This window comes from Pseudonocardia sp. EV170527-09, from assembly GCF_008369905.1.
Taxonomy (GTDB): domain Bacteria; phylum Actinomycetota; class Actinomycetes; order Mycobacteriales; family Pseudonocardiaceae; genus Pseudonocardia.
The window spans coordinates 1-18,712 of record NZ_VRMC01000074.1 but is presented as its reverse complement, the minus strand read 5'-3'; the positions used below and the strand labels follow the sequence as shown (position 1 = coordinate 18,712).

15 protein-coding genes and 2 pseudogenes are annotated in these 18,712 nt (G+C 73.6%); 8 read left to right on the top strand and 9 right to left on the bottom strand.

The window, feature by feature from the left end:
• Positions 1–118 precede the first annotated feature (118 nt).
• Complete coding sequence (locus FVA95_RS20810) at positions 119–955, bottom strand: TIGR03084 family metal-binding protein (protein WP_149665664.1); 837 nt, start codon at positions 953–955, stop codon at positions 119–121.
• Positions 956–1,245: 290 nt separating this feature from the next.
• Between FVA95_RS20810 and FVA95_RS20805 the strand changes: the two genes are divergently transcribed.
• Complete coding sequence (locus FVA95_RS20805; RefSeq protein WP_149665663.1) at positions 1,246–1,791, top strand: NADPH-dependent F420 reductase; 546 nt, start codon at positions 1,246–1,248, stop codon at positions 1,789–1,791.
• Between the two features lie 4 nt (positions 1,792–1,795).
• Here FVA95_RS20805 and FVA95_RS20800 read toward each other — a convergent pair.
• Together FVA95_RS20800 and FVA95_RS20795 are read right to left on the bottom strand one after the other, a co-directional pair.
• Positions 1,796–2,719, bottom strand: a pseudogene (locus tag FVA95_RS20800) (DUF5996 family protein).
• Positions 2,720–2,825: 106 nt separating this feature from the next.
• On the bottom strand, positions 2,826–3,125 hold the full coding sequence (locus FVA95_RS20795) for a GNAT family N-acetyltransferase (protein ID WP_149665662.1): 300 nt from the start codon (positions 3,123–3,125) through the stop codon (positions 2,826–2,828).
• 242 nt (positions 3,126–3,367) lie between these two features.
• Between FVA95_RS20795 and FVA95_RS20790 the strand changes: the two genes are divergently transcribed.
• Positions 3,368–6,148: a LuxR family transcriptional regulator gene (locus FVA95_RS20790; protein WP_205015916.1), complete on the top strand. Its 2,781-nt coding sequence runs from the start codon at positions 3,368–3,370 to the stop codon at positions 6,146–6,148.
• A 34-nt stretch (positions 6,149–6,182) separates the two neighbouring features.
• Here the strand turns inward: FVA95_RS20790 and araA are convergent, their stop codons facing one another.
• The 3 genes from araA to araB are packed head-to-tail and all read right to left on the bottom strand — an operon-like array spanning position 6,183 to position 10,112.
• Positions 6,183–7,694, bottom strand: coding sequence for an L-arabinose isomerase (gene araA, locus FVA95_RS20785; protein WP_149665661.1), 1,512 nt, complete (start codon positions 7,692–7,694; stop codon positions 6,183–6,185).
• A gap of 31 nt (positions 7,695–7,725) precedes the next feature.
• Entirely contained in the window at positions 7,726–8,412 is a 687-nt protein-coding gene (locus FVA95_RS20780) for an L-ribulose-5-phosphate 4-epimerase (protein WP_149665660.1), read from the bottom strand.
• The gene (gene araB, locus FVA95_RS20775) at positions 8,409–10,112 is read right to left on the bottom strand and encodes a ribulokinase (RefSeq protein WP_149665659.1); all 1,704 of its coding nucleotides are present in this window, start codon (positions 10,110–10,112) and stop codon (positions 8,409–8,411) included. The genes FVA95_RS20780 and araB overlap by 4 nt, the downstream gene beginning before the upstream one ends.
• Positions 10,113–10,423: 311 nt before the next feature.
• Here araB and chvE point away from each other — a divergent pair, with 311 nt between their 5' ends.
• The 4 genes from chvE (at position 10,424) to FVA95_RS20755 (ending at position 15,518) form a co-directional block, all read left to right on the top strand.
• A complete protein-coding gene (gene chvE / locus FVA95_RS20770; RefSeq protein WP_149665674.1) occupies positions 10,424–11,554 on the top strand; it encodes a multiple monosaccharide ABC transporter substrate-binding protein in 1,131 nt (376 codons plus the stop codon).
• A 92-nt stretch (positions 11,555–11,646) separates the two neighbouring features.
• Positions 11,647–13,164, top strand: a complete 1,518-nt coding sequence (locus tag FVA95_RS20765; protein ID WP_368667343.1) for an ATP-binding cassette domain-containing protein — start codon at positions 11,647–11,649, stop codon at positions 13,162–13,164.
• Positions 13,161–14,411: a multiple monosaccharide ABC transporter permease gene (mmsB, locus tag FVA95_RS20760; protein WP_149665658.1), complete on the top strand. Its 1,251-nt coding sequence runs from the start codon at positions 13,161–13,163 to the stop codon at positions 14,409–14,411. The genes FVA95_RS20765 and mmsB overlap by 4 nt, the downstream gene beginning before the upstream one ends.
• 117 nt (positions 14,412–14,528) lie before the next feature.
• Positions 14,529–15,518, top strand: coding sequence for a LacI family DNA-binding transcriptional regulator (locus tag FVA95_RS20755; RefSeq protein ID WP_149665657.1), 990 nt, complete (start codon positions 14,529–14,531; stop codon positions 15,516–15,518).
• 9 nt (positions 15,519–15,527) lie between these two features.
• Here the strand turns inward: FVA95_RS20755 and FVA95_RS20750 are convergent, their stop codons facing one another.
• The gene (locus FVA95_RS20750) at positions 15,528–16,523 is read right to left on the bottom strand and encodes an LLM class flavin-dependent oxidoreductase (RefSeq protein WP_149665656.1); all 996 of its coding nucleotides are present in this window, start codon (positions 16,521–16,523) and stop codon (positions 15,528–15,530) included.
• A gap of 36 nt (positions 16,524–16,559) precedes the next feature.
• Positions 16,560–17,117 (bottom strand): MarR family winged helix-turn-helix transcriptional regulator, encoded by a 558-nt coding sequence (locus FVA95_RS20745; RefSeq protein ID WP_240051633.1) that lies wholly within the window; start codon positions 17,115–17,117, stop codon positions 16,560–16,562.
• A 68-nt stretch (positions 17,118–17,185) separates the two neighbouring features.
• Between FVA95_RS20745 and FVA95_RS20740 the strand changes: the two genes are divergently transcribed.
• On the top strand, positions 17,186–17,629 hold the full coding sequence (locus FVA95_RS20740; protein ID WP_149665655.1) for a Rid family hydrolase: 444 nt from the start codon (positions 17,186–17,188) through the stop codon (positions 17,627–17,629).
• 7 nt (positions 17,630–17,636) lie between these two features.
• Here FVA95_RS20740 and FVA95_RS20735 read toward each other — a convergent pair whose 3' ends face one another.
• The gene (locus FVA95_RS20735) at positions 17,637–18,119 is read right to left on the bottom strand and encodes a CGNR zinc finger domain-containing protein (protein ID WP_149665654.1); all 483 of its coding nucleotides are present in this window, start codon (positions 18,117–18,119) and stop codon (positions 17,637–17,639) included.
• A 96-nt stretch (positions 18,120–18,215) separates the two neighbouring features.
• Here FVA95_RS20735 and FVA95_RS20730 point away from each other — a divergent pair.
• Positions 18,216–18,635 (top strand): annotated as a pseudogene (locus FVA95_RS20730) (alpha/beta fold hydrolase); the annotation flags it as partial.
• Positions 18,636–18,712: the final 77 nt, after the last annotated feature.

The following is an 18,712-nucleotide window of genomic DNA, read 5'->3' as shown; positions in this document are numbered from 1 at the left end:
GTCCGCGGGCGGCTCCCGGTTCCGGCGAGCGGCGTTCCCCACACCCGCGGCGCCCGTCCGCGCGCGATGTCCCCCGGAGGAGCGGGGCCGCCGCTGCCGATGCGCCCCGGCGCTCGGGTCACGGGGGTCCTCCCGTGGGCGTCCGGGTCGGTGCCGGGAAGGCGGCCGCGACGGCGCCGGGGGCGCGGCCGGGGCCGGGTGTGTTGGCGAAGGTCTGGGCGATCGCGACCCACTCCGCGGCCACCGGGCCGGTCGTGGTCACGTCGGTGTCGTCGACGTGCCGGCGCTGGGTGGCGACCAGGCAGAAGCCGAGCGCGGAACCGGTGATCCGGTCCGCGGCGTCCTCCGGGCCCCAGGTCCACGAGGCGCCGGAGGGGGCGAGCAGCTCGACCCGCACGGGCACCTGCGGGACCTCGCGGCCGTTGTTGCGGAAGGTGAAGCCGAAGGTCTGCACGCCGAGGTGGGCGACGTGGCGCAGCCGGTCCGTCGGCTCCCGGAGCACCCCGAGCGCGTCGGCGACGTCCTGGCCGTGCGCCCAGGTCTCCATCAGCCGGGCGGTGACCGAGGACAGGGCGCTCATGTCCGGCCCGTACCAGGGCAGCCGGGTCCTCGGCTCGATGCCGCGGAACGTGCCGACGAGGGCGTCGCGGGCCCCGGCGAACCACGCCCGGACCTCCTCCGCCCCGAGCCCGGCGTGGTCCTCGGCGACCCGGTCGGGGAAGCCGGGACCCAGCTCCCGCAGCGCGGCCGCCCGCGACCGGAAGGTCGCCGGGTCGGTCGCGGCGAGGGTGGCGGCCTCGTCGAAGTAGGCGAGATGGGTGAGCTGGTCGCGGATGCTCCAGCCCTCGGCCGGGGTCGGCGCGCCGATCCCGGCGTCGTCGAGGTCGGCGACCATCGCCCGGACGACCGCGCTCTCGGCCGCGAGGTCGTCGAGGACCGCGTCCATGGACACCATGGTCAGATGATCTCCTGCCGGACGGGGTCACCGTAGGTCACGTCGCTCGTGTCGGGCCTCCACCTCGTCGCCACGGCCTGCGGATCATGGTGGACCGCGTCGAGGACATCGTGAAGTACGGACGACCGATTGCGTGACCGATCCCCGGGGGCCGCGCCCTTCGTAACGTCACCGCCGGGTCGCCCGTCCCGCACCTCGGCACGCGACAGCGCGACGGGAGGCCCCCGCGGCGACCGATCGCCCGGCTGGTGCAGCGGGCCCGACACGGTCCCGGTGGGAGAGGGGTAGACGTGAGGATCACGATCCTGGGCCGCGGCGCCGTCGGCGGCGGCCTGGCCGCGCTCTGGTCGGCCGCCGGGCACACCGTCACCGGTCTGGGCCGCGACGGTGGTGACGCGACCGGGGCCGACGTGCTCGTCGTCGCCGTCCCCGGAGACCAGGTCGCCGACGCGCTGGGCCGGACGACCGGGATCGCCGGCGTCCCCGCGATCGACGCCACCAACGTCTACGGACCGCGCGACCCGGAGCACGAGTCGAACGCGCACCTCGTCCGCTCCCGGACGGGCGGGCCCGTCGCGAAGTCCTTCTGCGCGAACTTCGCGTCCGAGTACCCGCGCCTGGCGACACAGACCACGCCCCCGGGCAACCTGGTGGCGGCCGACCCCGCGATCCGCACGCTCGTCGACCGGCTCAACCGGGACGCGGGGTTCGACCCGATCCACGTCGGTGGCCTGGGGGCGGCCCGGGCGATCGAGGACGCCGGCCCGTTGCTGATCGCGATCGCCCGCAACGGGACCGGCCCGTTCTTCTACCGGATCACTCCGACCGCTGGTTAGGCGGTCACGCCCAGCGGAGCGGGTCGTCCTCCAGCGCGGAGCGGTCCCAGCGCCCGAGGTCCGCGGCCGCCTCGTAGGTCGTGCGGAGGAACTCGGCGACCGCGCGGTCCGGGTCGGGTGCGGCGCGGGCGACCTCGTAGGGCAGCAGGAACTGCTGGAAGTCCGCGCTGTAGAAGGCACCGTCGGGGCCGACCGGGGCCTCGGCGAAGCCGTCGGGCGCGGGATAGGCATAGGATTAGAAGGCGCCCTCCTCGCCGCCACCGGGCCAGAACCCGCAGCTGGACAGCTCCCGCGAGTAGCCCTCGACCATGACCCAGTCGCCGCAGTTGGGCACCCCGCCCGGGTGCGCCGGCGCCGGCCTCCCGGAGAAGCGGGTGCAGGCCATGTCCATGCTGCCTCAGAAGAAGTGCACCGGGCTGACCTTGCCGACGAAGTGCGCCCGGAACTCACCGAGCACGCGGTTCGCCTGCAGCAGCTGCCGCCAGAACAGGGTGGCCGCCTCGCCGTCGTAGGAGGCGTGGGTGAGGTCCTCGGCGAACGGGATCGCCGGGTCGACCTCGTTGGGGTGCGGCTGGATCGGCGCGGAGATGCCGAGCCGGCCGAGCACGTCCAGGACCGCGCCGTAGAACTCGGCCACCGACATCGGCGCCAGGTCGAAGCCGAGCGCACCGCCGTCGCTGCTGCGGACCTCGAGCCGGTGGCCGAGCAGGTCGAGCTCGATCTCGAAGGCCCCGGTGCCGTACGGGACGGCCGACGTCGTCAGGCCCCGCGCGCTCGGGTACAGGGTCACCTGCCACCAGTGGTTGATCAGCGGGGCGTGTGCCATGCGGATCTTGCCCACGATCTGGGTCCACATGTGCAGGGTCTCGCGGGTGGCGGTCCAGTCCGCCACGCGCAGGCTCGGCCAGCTCGTCGTCGTGCTGCTCATCGGTCTCCTCGTGGGTCGGCCGGACCGGGCTCGCGTTCCCGGTCCCGGCGGTGACGCGGCCCGTGGTGGTGTCCGCCTGGGCCGCGGATGTGGCGCCGGCGACCGGTCAGTCGGTGACCCTGCTGGTCGCCCGGTACTCGAGGTGGGCGAGCTCGGGATGGCGTGCCAGCCAGGCGGCGACGAACGGGCAGATCGCGAGTACCCGCAGCCCGTCGGCCTGCGCCGACGCGATGCCCTCGCGGGCCAGCGCCGATCCCACCCCGCGTCCCTCGAAGGCCGGGTCGACCTCGGTGTGCACGAAGGCCACGAGCTCCGGTGTGCGTGCGTACGCGGCGACGCCGGCGAGCGTCGTGCCGTCGTGGGCCTCGAACCGGTTCGCGGAGCGGTTGTCGGTGACGACGATCATGTGGGGCCTCTCTCCGTGGTCGCCCGTCGCCCGCGTCGGCGGTACTCGGGGGTGGGGCCGGGGCCGGGACCCCGCCCGCGCCCCGGATCATCGTCGGGACCCCCGCACCTCCCGGGCGCATCGGTGGGGGCGGGTCGGATCACCCGGCGAGTGTCGGGTCCGGCCGGTCCCGGCGGATCGGTCGCCGGATCGGTCACCGGACGATCCGGACGACGCGGCTACGGTGGTCCGACGGATCCGCCGTGCGACGGAGGGCCGGCGGGACGAGGCTGCGGGGGGTCATGGAGCTGTTCGGGCGGCGTGCCGAGACCGCGGCACTGGAGCGGCTGCTGGCACGCGCGGCCGACGGGGCGGGCGCGGCGCTCGTGCTGTGGGGGGAGCCGGGGATCGGCAAGACCGCACTGGTCGACCACGTCGTCGACGCCGCGTCCGGGGTCACGGTGCTGCGGACCAGGGGCACCCGGATGGAGACGGGGCTCGCCTTCGGCGCACTGCACGCGCTGCTCTGGCCGGTCCTCGACCGGCTCGACGCGCTCCCGGACCCGCAGGCCGCCGCACTGCGCGGCGCGCTCGGGATCAGCCGGGACCCGGCCAACCGCTTCCTCATCGGCGCGGCCGTGGTGTCGCTGCTGTCCGGCCTGGCCCGGGACCGGCCGGTGCTCGTCGTCGTCGACGACGCGCAGTGGGTCGACGAGGCGACCGCGCACTGTCTGGGCTTCCTCGCGCGTCGGGTGCGGACCGAGCCGGTCGTGGTGATCCTGACCGACCACGCCGACCCGGCCCAGGGTCCCTGGGAGGGGGTGCCGGCGCTGGAGGTCGTGGGACTCGCCGACGACGACGCCCGCCGGCTGGTCGCCGCCGCCGTCCCCGACGTCGACGAGGCCCTCGTCGACGACACGGTCGCGATGGCGGCGGGCAACCCGCTCGCGCTGCAGGAGCTGCCCACCGTCGGGCGCGAGGCCGACGACGAGGCGTCCGGGGAGCCGATGCCGGTGGGGCCCCGGCTGCGGCGGGCGTTCTGCGCCCGCGCCGAGGCGCTGAAGCCGGCCACCCGGGCGTTGCTGCTGCTGGCAGCCGCGGAGGGGCGGGGCGACCGGCACGTCGTCGACCGGGCCGGGGCCGGGTGGGGTGTCGACGCCTCCACCTGGGACGAGGCGCTGCGCTCCGGCCTGCTGCACGCCTCGGGCACCCGTCTCCGGTTCCGCCACCCGCTGGTCCCGGCCGCCCTCTACGACGGCGCACCCGTCACCGACCGCCGGGCCGCGCACCGTGCGCTGGCCGCGGCGCTGCCGGCCGAGGACATCGAGCACCGCGCCTGGCACCTGGCGGCCGCCGTGGACGGCCCCGACGAGGACGTCGCGGCGCTGCTGGAGCAGGCGGCCGCCAGGTGCCTGGAGCGCAGCGCCGGTCCACTGGCGGCACGCACGCTGCGGCGGGCGGCCGACCTGTCGCCGGACCCCGCGGACGCCGCGCGCCGGCTGGCGGTCGCCGCCCGCGCCGCCTGGGGCGCCGGCGACGCCGAGGGAGCCCGGCGGCTGCTCGACGACGCCGAGCGCCGGGGCGGGGCGGAGCCCGTCGTGCGGTGCAGCGGCGGGCTGCGTGGGATCCTCGAGTTCACCACGGGTCTCTCCGAACGCGCCCACCACTACCTGGTGGGGGACATGGCCGTCGTCGCGGGGACCCGCACGGCGATGGAGCTGGGCACGGTGGCGGCCCGCGCGGCGTGGTCGGCGGGCCGCCCGGACCTGCAGCAGGCGGCGCTGCAGCGGCTGCTCGCCCTCGACCCCGGCGGCGTCCCGGAGCTGGCACCGGTCATGCCGACACTGCGGGCCTGGTGGGCCTGCTACGACGGGGCCGGCCGGGCGGCCGGGTCGCTCCCGGCCCCGGACGCGGCCACCGTCGGCCTGCTCGGGACCGTGCCGTGGGAGCTGCTGCCGCCCGTGCCGCTGGTCCAGGCCTGCGGGGTCGAGGGGCCGCTGCACGACGTGCTGCAAGTACAGGCCGCGCAGCTGCGGCGGCGGCACGAGTTGGCCGCGCTCGCGATGGTGCTCGCACAGAGCGCGGTCCTCGACGCCGCGGCGGGCCGGTGGGCGACCGCCGAGGCCGGCGCCACCGAGGGCCTGCGGCTGGCCGAGGAGGTCGGGGCGGACCACGTGGCGAGCCAGTGCCGGCTCTGTCTGGCGAACCTGGCCGCAGCCCGCGGCGACGCCCCCGGCCTGGAGGAGCACACCACCCGGGCACTGGCCGTCTCGGTCCGGCAGGAGGTGCGCGCGCTCACCGCGTCGGTGTACTGGGTGCGCGGCCGGGCGGCGCTGTTCGACGGCAGGCCCCGCGACGCACTGCACCACCTGATGCCGCTCGACGAGCCCGGCCACGAGGCCGCACACCCCACCTTCGCACTGCTCGCCGCCCCGGACACCGCCGAGGCCGCGACGCAGGAGGGGCACACGGAGACGGCCTCGGCCCGGCTGGCGGCCGTCGAGACGTGGGCCCGGCGGACCGGCGCCCACTGGGCCCGTGCCGCTGCGCACCGTCTGCGCGCCCTCGCCGCCGGCGGGCCGGACACGGAGGCCGCGTACCGGGCCGCGCTCGACGGCGGGGGTACCGCCCCGGACCCGTTCGAGCGGGCCCGAACCCGGCTGCTGTACGGCGAATGGCTGCGGCGGGCCCGCCGTCGCGCCGACGCCCGGCACGAGCTCACCGGGGCGGCCGAGACCTTCGCCCGCCTCGGCGCGGCGCCGCTGCGGGCGCGTGCACTGCGGGAGCTGGGTCTGGCCGCGCAGTCCGGGGTGCGGCACGAGCCGGCCGCCGCCGGGCTCACCGCCCAGGAGCTGCGGGTCGCCCAGCTGGCCGCCGAGGGGCTCACCAACCGGGAGATCGCGGCCCGGCTGCTGATCAGCCACCGCACGGTCGGGCACCACCTGGGCAGCGTCTACCCCAAGCTCGGCGTCACCTCCCGGGCCGAGCTCGCGCGGATCGACATCGCGGGGGACCTGAGGCTCCGCACCCCCGGGCACGAGTGACCCGGCCCGCCGGCCCGTCGCCGGGCAGCGGAGCTCAGAGGCCCCGCGCGAGCCGGTGGTAGGCGTTGTTCCAGCGCAGCTCGTGCAGGAACGTCCGCGGCCGCGTGGTGTCGCCGATGTGCACCAGCTCGGTGCCGACGATCTCGGCGAGGTCGTCGAGGGCCTCGACCCCGACGGCGGTCGACAGCACCGTGTGGTGCGGGCCGCCCGCCATCAGCCAGCACTCGGCCGAGGTCGCGAGCGACGGCTCCGGGATCCACGTCGCCGTCGCCACCGGGAGCCTCGGCATGGGCTCGTCCGGGTCGACGACCTCGATGTCGTTGCTGACCAGGCGGAACCGTTCCCCCAGATCGCAGATGCCGAGCACGACGCCCGGGCCGGGGTCGGCGGTGAACCGCAGCCGGACCGGGTCCTCCCGCCCGCCGATGCCCAGCGGGTGGATCTCCAGCGACGGCCGGGACCCGGTGATGCTCGGGCAGACCTCCAGCATGTGCGCCCCGAGGATGCGCTCGTGGCCGGGACGCAGGTGGTAGGTGTAGTCCTCCATGAACGACGTGCCGCCGGGCAGCCCGGTGGCGACGACCTTCACCGCGCGCAGCATGGCCGCGGTCTTCCAGTCGCCCTCGGCGCCGAAGCCGTAGCCGTCGGCCATCAGGCGCTGCACCGCGAGCCCGGGGAGCTGGCGCAGACCGCCGAGGTCCTCGAAGTTCGTGGTGAACGCCTGCGCCCCGGTGGACTCCAGGAACGAGCGCAGCCCGATCTCGACCCGCGCGCCGTAGCGGAGCGCGTCGTGCCGGGCGCCGTCGGGGAGCAGCTCGGGGGCGACGTCGTAGACCTCGGCGTACTCGCCGACGAGCTTGTCGACGTCGGCGTCGGCGACCTGGTCCACCACGGCGACCAGGTCGTTGACGCCGTAGGTCTGCACCGACATCCCGAAGACCCGAGTGGCCTCGACGCGGTCGCCGTCGGTCACGGCGACGTCGCGCATGGTGTCACCGAACCGGACGAGCGTCAGCGCGCGCAGCTCCGCGGCACCGGCCGCCGCACGCGTCCAGGTCCCGATGCGGTCGCGGAGCACCGGGTCACAGACGTGCCCGGCGACGGTCTTGCGGGCCAGGCCGAGCCGGGTCTGGACGTAGCCGAACTCGCGGTCGCCATGCGCGGCCTGGTTGAGGTTCATGAAGTCCATGTCGATCTCCGACCAGGGGAGGTCGACGTCGGCCTGGGTGTGCAGGTGCAGCAGCGGCCGGGTCAGGGCCTCGAGCCCGGGGATCCACATCTTCGCCGGGGAGAAGGTGTGCATCCAGGTGATCACGCCGAGGCACCGGTCGTCGGCGTTGGCCTCCAGGCAGACCCGTCGGATGGCGCCGGCGTCGGTGAGCACGGGCTTCCACACCACCCGCACCGGGATCTCGTCGGCGGCGTCGAGCCGGGCGGCGACGGCCGCGGACTGGTCGGCGACCTGGGCGAGGGTCTCCTCGCCGTAGAGGCCCTGGCTCCCGGTCAGGAACCAGACCTCGTAGCTGCCGAGCAGCGAGCCGCTCATCAGACATCCCTCCTTCGGGGTCGGGCGGGGCTCAGCGCTGCCCGTAGACGTTCTGGTAGCGGTCCCAGAGGCTGTCGATCTGGTCCTGGGGGATGGGCACGGTGTCGCCGAGCTGGCGGGCGAGGTGCACGGTGCGGGCGACGTCCTCGCACATCACCGCGGCCTTGACCGCGGAGCGGGCGTCGGCGCCGACGGTGAACACGCCGTGGTTCTGCATGATCACGGCGGGGGAGCGGCTGCCGGTCAGGGTCTCCACGACCCCACGGCCGATCGACTCGTCGCCGATCAGCGAGAACGGGCCGATCGGGATGTCCCCGCCGAACTCGTCGCTCATCGCGGTGAGCACGCAGGGGATCGGCTCGGCGCGCGCCGCCCACGCGCTGGCGTAGGTGGAGTGGGTGTGCACCACCCCGCCGACCTCGGGCATGGCCCGGTAGACGTGGGCGTGCGCCGCGGTGTCCGACGACGGCGTCAGGTCGCCCTCGACCGGGGTGCCGTGCAGGTCGCACAGCACCATGTTCTGCGGGGTCAGGTCGTCGTAGGAGATCCCGCTGGGCTTGATGACCATCAGGTCGTGGCCGGGCACGCGGGCCGAGACGTTCCCCGCGGTCCAGACGACGAGCTCGTAGCGCACCAGCTCGGCGTGCAGTGCGCACACCTGCTCGCGCAGCCGCGCCACGGTGGCGGCGAGCTCGGGAGAGGCCAGGGTGTCGGTCATGCGTCGGGGTCTCCTTCTCGCTGGGCGCGGGCCTCGCGGCGGATCGCGCGCAGGCGGTGCATCACGTCGTCGCCGCCCCGGCCGAAGTGGTCGTGCAGGCGCGTGTACTCCGCGAACAGGGCGTCGTAGGACTTCGCCGACTCCTCGTCGGGCAGGTGTGCGCCCTCGCGGACGCGGCCCATCGCGGCGGCCGCGGTGGGAACGTCGGGGTGGACGCCCGCGGCCACGGCCGCGTGGATCGCCGAGCCCAGGGCCGGGCCCTGCCCGGCCTCGACGACGGTGAGCGGCAGTCGGGTCACGTCGGCGTAGATCTGCATGAGCAGGGCGTTGCGGGTGAGCCCGCCGGAGACGATCAGCTCGGTCACCGGGACGCCGGAGGCCGCGAAGGTCTCCACGATCATCCGGGTACCGAACGCGGTGGCCTCCAGCAGCGCCCGGTAGGTGTCCTCGGGCCGGGTCGCGAGGGTCTGTCCGAGGACGACGCCGGACAGCTCGTGGTCCACCAGCACCGAGCGGTTGCCCGAGTGCCAGTCCAGCGCGACGAGCCCGTGCTCACCGACCGTCTGCCTGGCGGCCAGCTCGGTCAGGTACTCGTGCACGTCGAGCTCCCGCGCGCGGGCCGCCTCGTGGTACGCGGGCGGCACGCCGTGCTCGACGAACCACCCGAAGATGTCGCCGACGCCGCTCTGCCCGGCCTCGTAGCCCCAGAGCCCGGACACGATGCCGCCGTCGACGACGCCGCACATGCCCGGCACCTCGCGCAGCACGTCGGAGCTCATGACGTGGCAGGTGCTGGTGCCCATGATCGCGACCATCTGGCCCGGCCGGACGGCGTTCGCCGCCGCGGCGGTGACGTGCGCGTCGACGTTGCCGACCGCGACCGCGATCCCCTCGGGCAGCCCGGTCCAGCCGGCCGCCTCGGCGGTCAGCGTCCCGGCGACGGTGCCCAGCTCGCCGATCTCGTGGGCGACCTTGGTCTCGGCGAACCCGGCGAAGGCCGGGTTCAGCGCGCCGAGGAAGTCACGGCCGGGGTAGGCGCCGTCCTGCAGGATCCCCTTGTAGCCGGCCGAGCAGGCGTTGCGGACGTAGCGGCCGCACAGCTGCCAGACGATCCAGTCCGCGGCCTCGACCCAGCGCTCGGTCCTGGCGTAGACCGCGGGGGCCTCCTCCAGGATCTGCAGGCCCTTCGCGAACTCCCACTCCGAGGAGATGAACCCGCCGTAGCGGGGCAGCCAGCTCTCGCCCCGCTCGGCGGCGAGGGCGTTGATCCGGTTGGCCTGCGGCTGGGCGGCGTGGTGGCGCCAGAGCTTGGTGTAGGCGTGCGGCTCGTCGGCCAGGTCGGGCACATCGTTGAGCGGGGTGCCGTCGCGCAGGGTCGGGACCATGGTGCAGGCGGTGAAGTCGGTGGCGATGCCGACCACCCGCGCGGGGTCCACCCCGGCGGCGGCGACCGCACCGGGGACGGCGTGGCGCAGGACGTCGACGTAGTCCGACGGCACCTGCAGCGCCCAGTCCGGCGGCAGCCGGAGGTCCGGCCGCCCCGGCAGGGCGTCGGTGACGACGGCGTGGGGGTAGGCGTGGACGGCGGAGCCCAGCTCGGCCCCGTCGGCCGCACGGACGACGACCGCCCGTCCGGACAGCGTCCCGAAGTCGACGCCCACCACGAGGGCGTCGGCGAGGTCGATCGGTGGTCGGATCATGAGCACTTCCTCGGGTCACGAACACGGCCGGCCGAGCGATCGGACGGCGAGCGGATGTTATCGCTAACAGAACACGAAACTCAACGGTCTGGTGCGAACGCTCCGTGGGTGACGGTCGGTCGTGCGACACGTTCACGTCGATTGCGAGGTTGCTGATCGACACGGACCTGCTGACCGGGTAACGGAGCGGTAACGGCGCCTTCCCTGCCGGTGCGTCTGTAGTTAGCGTTCACATTCCTGGGTGCGCCGGTCCGATCGGACGGGACCCACCCGCCGCCGTCTCGACGAGGAGATCGCCTGTGTTCACGAGGATGCGCACCGTCGCCGTCGGTGCCCTGCTGGTGCTGGGGCTGGCCGCCTGTGGTGGACAGGGAGCCGGGGGAGGTGGCGGGGCCGGGGCCGGTGCGGCACCCGGCGACCTGACGGTCGGCGTCTCGATGCCGACCCAGACCTCCGAGCGGTGGATCGCCGACGGCAACGCCGTCCGCGACCAGCTCACCGCCGCCGGCTACAAGGTCGACCTGCAGTACGGGGGCGACGACATCCCCACCCAGTCCCAGCAGATCGACCAGATGGTCACCAGCGGTGCGGACCTGCTGATCGTCGCGGCCATCGACGGGACCGCCCTGTCCGGGCAGCTGCAGGCCGCCAAGGACGCCGGTATCCCCGTGATCGCCTACGACCGGCTGATCCGGCAGAGCCCGAACGTCGACTTCTACGTCACCTTCGACAACTTCCAGGTCGGCGTCGCCCAGGCGAAGGCGCTGCTGCGCGGCATGGGCCTGCAGAACGCCGAAGGGTCACCCGGTCCGAGGAAGGGCCCGGTCGTCGTCGAGCTGTTCGCGGGCTCCCTCGACGACAACAACGCCTTCTACTTCTTCGACGGCGCCATGTCGGTGCTGAAGCCGCTGATCGACAACGGCACGATCCGGGTCAAGAGCGGTCAGACGACCATCGAGCAGACCGCCACGCTGCGCTGGGGCCAGGAGACCGCCCAGAAGCGGATGGAGGACCTGCTCACCTCCACCTACAACGACGGCAGCCGGCCCGACGGCATCCTGTCGCCCTTCGACGGCATCTCCCGCGGCGTCATCACCGCCCTGCAGAACGCGGGCTTCGGCACCCCGGCCAAGCCGATGCCGACCGTCACCGGGCAGGACGCCGAGATCGCCTCGGTCAAGCTGGTCGACGACGGGGTGCAGAGCTCCACGATCTTCAAGGACACCCGCAAGCTCGCCGAGCAGGCCGTCGTCGCCGCGAAGGCGTTCCTCTCCGGCGGCACCCCGCAGGCCAACGACACCACCACCTACGACAACGGGGTGAAGGTCGTGCCGTCCTACCTGCTGCCGGTCCAGACGGTGTTCAAGGCCGACATCCGGCCCGTCCTCGTCGACTCCGGCTACTACACGGCGCAGGACGTCGCCCGCGGCCGCCAGGGCTGAGCCCCGCGACCGGCCGCACCCCACCTTCCGTGACGGAGGACGACGTGACCGACCACGATCCCGGCGGCGACCTGCCGGACACCATCCTCGAGATGCGCGCCATCACCAAGACCTTCCCGGGTGTGACCGCGCTGTCGGAGGTCTCGCTCGCCGTGCGCCGGGGCGAGATCCACGCGATCTGCGGCGAGAACGGCGCCGGCAAGTCGACGCTGATGAAGGTGCTCTCCGGGGTGCACCCGACGGGCACCTACGACGGCGAGATCGTCCTCGACGGGCGACCGGCCCGGTTCGCCGGGATCCGCGACTCCGAGGCCGACGGCGTCGTGATCATCCACCAGGAGCTCGCGCTGGTGCCGCACCTGTCGATCGCCGAGAACGTGTTCCTCGGCAACGAGCGGCGCGGCAGGCTGGGGCTGGTCGACTGGCGGCGGACCCACGCCGAGGCCGCCCGCCTGCTCGCCGAGGTGGGTCTCACCGAGAACCCCGCGACGCCGGTCGGGCGGCTCGGCGTCGGCAAGCAGCAGCTCGTCGAGATCGTCAAGGCGATGACCAAGGACGTCCGGCTGCTCATCCTCGACGAGCCCACCGCCGCGCTCAACGACACCGACTCCGCGCACCTGCTGGAGCTGATCCGGCGCTTCCGCGACAACGGCATCACCTCGATCATCATCTCGCACAAGCTCGACGAGATCGTCTCGACCGCCGACCGCACGACCGTCATCCGCGACGGCCGCACCGTCGAGACCTTCACCGTCGCCGACGAGCCCGCCCCGCGGAACCGGATCATCCGTGGGATGGTCGGCCGCGACCTCACCTCCTTCTACCCGGAGCGGGCGAGCAGCCCGGGGGAGGAGCTGCTGCGGATCACCGACTGGACGGTCTGGCACCCGACCCAGGACCGCAAGGTCGTCGACGCCGCGTCGCTGTCGGTGCGGGCCGGGGAGGTCGTCGGCATCGCCGGGCTGATGGGCGCGGGCCGCACCGAGCTCGCGATGAGCGTGTTCGGGCGGTCCTGGGGCCGCGATGTCAGCGGCACCCTGCGGATCGGGGGGCGCGAGGTCCGCGCCCGCTCGGTGTCCGACGCGATCGAGGCCGGACTCGCCTACGTCACCGAGGACCGCAAGCACCTCGGCCTGAACCTGGTCGACGACATCCGGCGCAACGTCTCCGGCGCGGGCCTGCACCGGCTCGCCCGCCACGGCTGGGTCGACGCCGACGCCGAGCTGCGCGTCGCCGAGTCCTACCGGCGGGATCTCGGCATCCGGGCGGCGAGCACGAGTGTCGGGGTCGGCACCCTGTCCGGCGGCAACCAGCAGAAGGTCGTCCTGGCCAAGTGGCTGTTCACCGAGCCGGACGTGCTGATCCTCGACGAGCCGACCCGCGGGATCGACGTCGGTGCCCGCTACGAGATCTACGTGATCATCAACCGGCTCGTGGAGGCCGGCAAGGCGGTCCTGGTCATCTCCTCCGAGCTGCCCGAGCTCCTGGGGATCTGCGACCGCGTCTACACCCTGTCGGCCGGACGGATCACCGGTGAGGTGCCGGTCGCCGAGGCCACCCAGGAGGGCCTGATGGCCCTCATGACCCAGGAGGCGGAGAGCTCCGCATGACCAGCACCCTCCCGAAGAAGGACCCCTCCTCCGAGGAGCGCCCCGGCGCCGGTGCGGCGGCCCTGCACTCCGGCACGAGCGACCTGCGACGGCTGTTGGCCGGCAACGTCCGCCAGAGCGGCATCGTGATCGCGTTCGTGGCGATCGTCGCGCTGTTCGCGGTCCTCACCGGCGGCGTCTCGCTGAGCCCGGGCAACATCACCAACATCGTCCTGCAGTACTCCTACATCCTGGTCCTCGCGATCGGGATGGTGATCGTGATCGTCGGCGGGCACATCGACCTGTCGGTGGGGTCGGTGGTCGCGCTGACCGGCGCGGTCGCCGCGGTCCTCGTGATCGGCGGCGGCCTGCCCTGGTGGGTCGGCGTCGTCGCGGCCGTCGGCGTCGGCGTGCTCGTCGGTGTCTGGCACGGCTTCTGGGTCGCCTACGTCGGCATCCCCGCCTTCATCGTGACCCTCGCCGGGATGCTGCTGTTCCGCGGCCTGACCCTGCAGGTGCTGGGCAACATCTCGCTCTCGCCGTTCCCGGCGGAGTACCAGCAGATCGCGGGCGGCTTCCTCAACGGGCTCATCGGCGGCCAGGGCTACGACGCGTTCACCGTCCTGATCGCCGCGCTCGGCGTCGCCGGGTACGCGGTGCTCGCCTACCGGAGCCGGGTCGCGAAGGTCCTCGACCTGCAGCAGGTCGAGTCGTTCCCGCTGTTCGCCTGTCGGATCGCGCTGGTCGGGCTGGTCGTCATGGCGTTCGCCTGGCAGCTGGCGTCCTCCCGCGGGCTGCCCGTGGTGCTGGTCGTGCTGTCGGTGCTGGTGCTCGCCTACGGCCTGCTCACCCGGCGCACGGTGTTCGGCCGCCACGTCTACGCCCTCGGCGGCAACGCGGCCGCGGCCCGGCTGTCCGGGGTGCGGGTCCGGGCCGTCACGTTCTGGATCTTCGTGAACATGGGCTTCCTGGCCGGCGTGGCCGGGGTCATCTACTCGGCTCGGTCCAACGGCGCCCAGCCCGCGGCGGGGAACATGTTCGAGCTCGACGCGATCGCCGCCGCGTTCATCGGCGGCGCCGCGGTGACCGGCGGCGTCGGCACCGTGGTCGGCGCGCTCGTCGGCGGTCTGATCATGGCCGTGATGAGCAACGGCATGCAGCTCATGGGCGTCGACCAGTCCGTGCAGTCGGTCGTGAAGGGACTCGTGCTGCTGTTCGCCGTCGCGTTCGACGTGTGGAACAAGCGCCGCGCCCGCGGCGACGGCTGAGTGGGTGTGATCGCCCTCCGTAGGGGATGATCACGGACGGCTACGCTGCACGGATCGGAGGGGGTGGGCGTGGGGATCGCGATGGAGCCTGGGCCGAGGCCGGGGCGGGCACCGTCCATGTTCGACGTGGCCCGCCGTGCCGGGGTCTCCCACCAGACGGTGTCCCGGGTGCTGAACGCGCACCCCAACGTCCGGGAGAGTACCCGGGTGCGGGTCCGGACCGCGATCGAGGAGCTCGGCTACCGGCCGAATCGTGCCGCCCGCACCCTGGTGACCGGCCGTGATCGGGTGCTCGGGATCGTCGCCCCCCGTTCCACCCTGTTCGGCCCGGTGTCGCTGCTCGCCGCGTTCGAGGAGCAGGCGGTCGGTGCCGGCTTCGGGGTCAGTGTCGTCCGGGTCCGCGAGATCGACGGCGGGTCGGTGCGCGAGGCCGTCCAGCGTCACCTCGACGGGCAGGTCGCCGGGATCGTCGTGATAGCGCCGGTCGCGTCGGTGGCCGAGGCGCTCGACTCCGTCCCGGGTGACGTCCCGCTCGTGACCGTCGACGGCGACCCCGAGCAGCAGCTGCCGATGGCGACGGTCGACCAGGTCGAGGGTGGTCGGATCGCCACCGAGCACCTGCTGGCCGCGGGGCACGCGACCGTCTGGCACGTCGCCGGCCCCACCGACTGGTTCGACGCGGCGGGCCGCGCGGCCGGCTGGGCCGCGGCACTGCGCGCGGCCGGGGCCGAGGTGCCCCCGGTGATGGCCGCGGACTGGAGTGCGGACGCCGGGTACCGGGCGGGCGAGCTGATGGCCCGGATGCCCGAGGTGACCGCGGTGTTCGCCGCGAACGACGCGCTGGCCACCGGCCTGCTGCACGCCTTCCACGACCGCGGCCGGCGGGTCCCGGGCGACGTCAGCGTCGTCGGGTTCGACGACGTGCCCGTCTCGGCGCACCTGATCCCGCCGCTGACGAGTCTGCGTGCGGACTTCGAGGCCGTCGCCCGGGAGGCGCTCGACCTGCTGCTGAACCACACCGACGGTCCGGACGCGCCGCAGGCGGTGCACCGGAGGATCGCCCCGGTGCTGGTGTCCCGCGACAGCGTCGGCCCGCCGCCCCGCTGACGGCCGCCGTCAGTCGGTGGTCTGTACCTTCGTCGCGAGCAGCTCCCAGCTGCGCCACCAGCTCTCCCTGCGCGGCGCCGGGCCGGTGACGATCAGCTCGTCGGCGTCGGCGCGGGCGGCGAACTCCTCCAGGTACGCGGTGACGGTCTCCGGTGTCCCGACCGCGGTGTAGCGGGTCATCGACCGGATCTGCTCGCCCGAGGCGCTGTCGAGGACCGCGTCGGCCTCGGCATCGGTCAGCGAGGCCCCCCGCCGGCCGGTGAACAGCCGCACCCGGGACCGCTGCACCTCGCGCTGGACCTGCTGCGCCTCGTCCTCGGAGTCCGCGGCGATCACGTTCACCCCGGCCAGGACGTGCGGGGCGGACAGCTGCTCCGAGGGCCGGAACTCGCGGCGGTAGAGCGCCACGGCCTGCTCCAGGGCGTCCGGTGCGAAGTGCGAGGCGAAGCCGTAGGGCAGCCCCAGCGCGGCCGCGACCTGCGCGCCGTAGAGGGAGGACCCGAGGATCGTCAGCGGGACCCCGGTGCCTCGGCCCGGGTGGGCCTCGACGCCCGGGACCAGGCTGGTCGTCCCGAGGAAGGCCTGCAGCTCCTGCACGTCCTGCGGGAAGGTCTCCGACGCGCGGGGATCCCGCCGCAGGGCCGCAACGGTCGCCTGGTCGGTGCCGGGCGCGCGGCCGAGCCCCAGCTCGATGCGGCCGGGGTGGAGCTCGGCGAGGGTGCCGAACTGCTCGGCGATCTGCAGCGGCGAGTGGTTCGGCAGCATCACCCCGCCGGAGCCGAGCGTGATGCGCTCGGTGTGCGCGGCGACGTGGGCGATGAGCACGCTCGTCGCCGCCGACGCGATCGAGCCCATGTTGTGGTGCTCGGCGTACCAGATCCGCCGGAACCCCCAGTCCTCGGCGCGCTGCGCCAGCCTGGTGCTGGCCTCCAGTCCCTGGGCGACGGTCTCGCCCCGGGCGACGGTGGCCAGGTCCAGGATCGACAACGGCAGCGGTAGCGGCATGACAGCACCTCACGGATCGACACGGTGACCTCTCCGTCAACGAACCGGAGGCCCGTCCTCTTCCGTCCCGCGGGTTCCGGATCGGAAATGTGGCGACCCCGTGCGCGGCGGGAAGTCCTGCACGCCGAGCGCGACGCCGATCCGGCCCAGCGCCGCCCGGTCCTGCGCGTCGAGCCGGTCCAGGACGACGTCCCGGACCGCACGCAGGTGGGTCGGTGCCGCGGCGTGCACGACGTCGAACCCGGCGTCGGTGAGGGCGGCGAGGGTGTAGCGGCCGTCGTCGGGATCGGGGGAGCGGTGCATCCAGCCGCGGCCCTCCAATCGCTTCACCACGTTGGACAGCCGCGACAGCGAGCCGTTCGTCAGGAAGGCGAGCTCGCTCATCCGCAGCCTGCGTCCCGGTGCCTCGGACAGATGGCTGAGCGTCAGGTACTCGAACAGGGTGATGCCGTGCGCCTGCTGCAGCGGGGCCTCCAGTCGGCCGGGCAGCAGCATGATCAGCGAGATCACGCTCGTCCACGCTGCCTTCTCCTCGCCGTCCAGCCACGTCGGCTCGTCATCACCGGCCTCCGGCGTCGCCCGGTCCGTCGTCACCCGTCGCCCCCGTCCCTGGTCCCGAGTTCGTACTTTACAGGTGAAGCCATGAGTTGTAGCTTGAATTCATGAGTGAAGTCATTGACCGCACGACCCCCACGTTCCACGTCACGCCGGGCTACGGCGTCACGGCCCGCGAACTGCTCGGCTACAGCCAGGCGGTCCGGATCGGCGACCGGGTGGAGACCTCGGGTCAGGGTGGCTGGAACGACGACCTGGTCGTCGCCGAGGACCTGGAACAGGAGATCGTGCAGGCGTTCGACAACGTCGGGCGCACGCTCGCCGAGGCGGGCGCGACCTGGGCCGACGTGGTCCACGTGAACTCCTACCACAAGGCCGAGCCCGGGGCCGAGTCCATCGGCGACGGGCACAACCGGGTCATGGTCCGAGAGTTCCGCAACCGGCTCGGCGGGCGCGCGCCGGTCTGGACCCAGACCGGGGTCACCGTGCTCGGGCTCGCCACCATGCGGATCGAGATCCGGGTGACCGCCCTGGTGGGGTCGGCCGGCTGAGGCCGTCTCAGCGGGTCCGCTCGTAGTGCCGGCGCGCCTTGGCGCGGTTCCCGCAGACCGCCATCGAGCACCACCGGGCGCGGTTCGCACGGCTGCGGTCGAGCAGGAACAGTCGGCACGCGTCGTTGGCGCAGGGGCGCAGCCGCCCGGGCAGCTGCTCCTCGACGGCGGCCCAGGCGAGTACGGCCTCGACGGCGAGCCGGGCGTGCGGGGGCGTGACGGTTCGCCACGTCAGCCGGCCGTCGGTGAACTCCGGTGTCCGGCGCACGCCGTCGAGGAGTGGGGCCAGCGCGACACCCGGGTCGGCGTCCCCCCGTGCGACCCGGGTGAGTGCGTCCCGCGCGCGGCGCAGTGCCGCCAGCTCCTCCGGGTCGCCGTCGCCGCCGTGCGCCCGTGCCCAGCGGCGTCCCGAGGCGGGGTCGCGGAGGGCGTCGCGCTCCGTGCCGTCGACCAGGGGTCTGCTGTTGAGCAGGTCAAGTAGCAGGTCCACGTCGCCTCCTAACCACATCGACTTCTTTGACAGGTTACATGCGAGCGTGCTTCCGTGACGGTGTCTAACCACATCGAGCACGTGAAGGAGTTAGTTATGCCGCTCGTCCACCATCGGACCGCGACCGTCGACGGACACGAGGTCTTCTACCGGGAGGCCGGTCCCGCGGACGCACCCACGATCGTCCTCCTGCACGGCTACCCGACCAGCTCGTCGATGTTCCGGCACCTGATCCCGCTGCTGGCCGGCGAACACCACGTGATCGCACCGGACCACCTCGGCTTCGGGCACTCCGCCGCCCCGCCGGTGGCCGAGTTCGACTACACCTTCGACGCGCTCTCAGACGTCACCGACGGGCTGCTCGAGCTGCTGGGGGTCGACCGCTACGCGCTCTACGTCCAGGACTACGGCGCACCGATCGGCTGGCGGCTCGCCCTCACCCACCCGGAGCGGATCACCGCGATCGTCACCCAGAACGGCAACGGCTACGAGGACGGGTTCGTCGAGTCGTTCTGGTGTCAACGGCGGGTTGGGAGTAACCCCGTAACGACGGATTGGGACTGACCCCCTTGTCGGGTGTTCAGTCGTTGCTG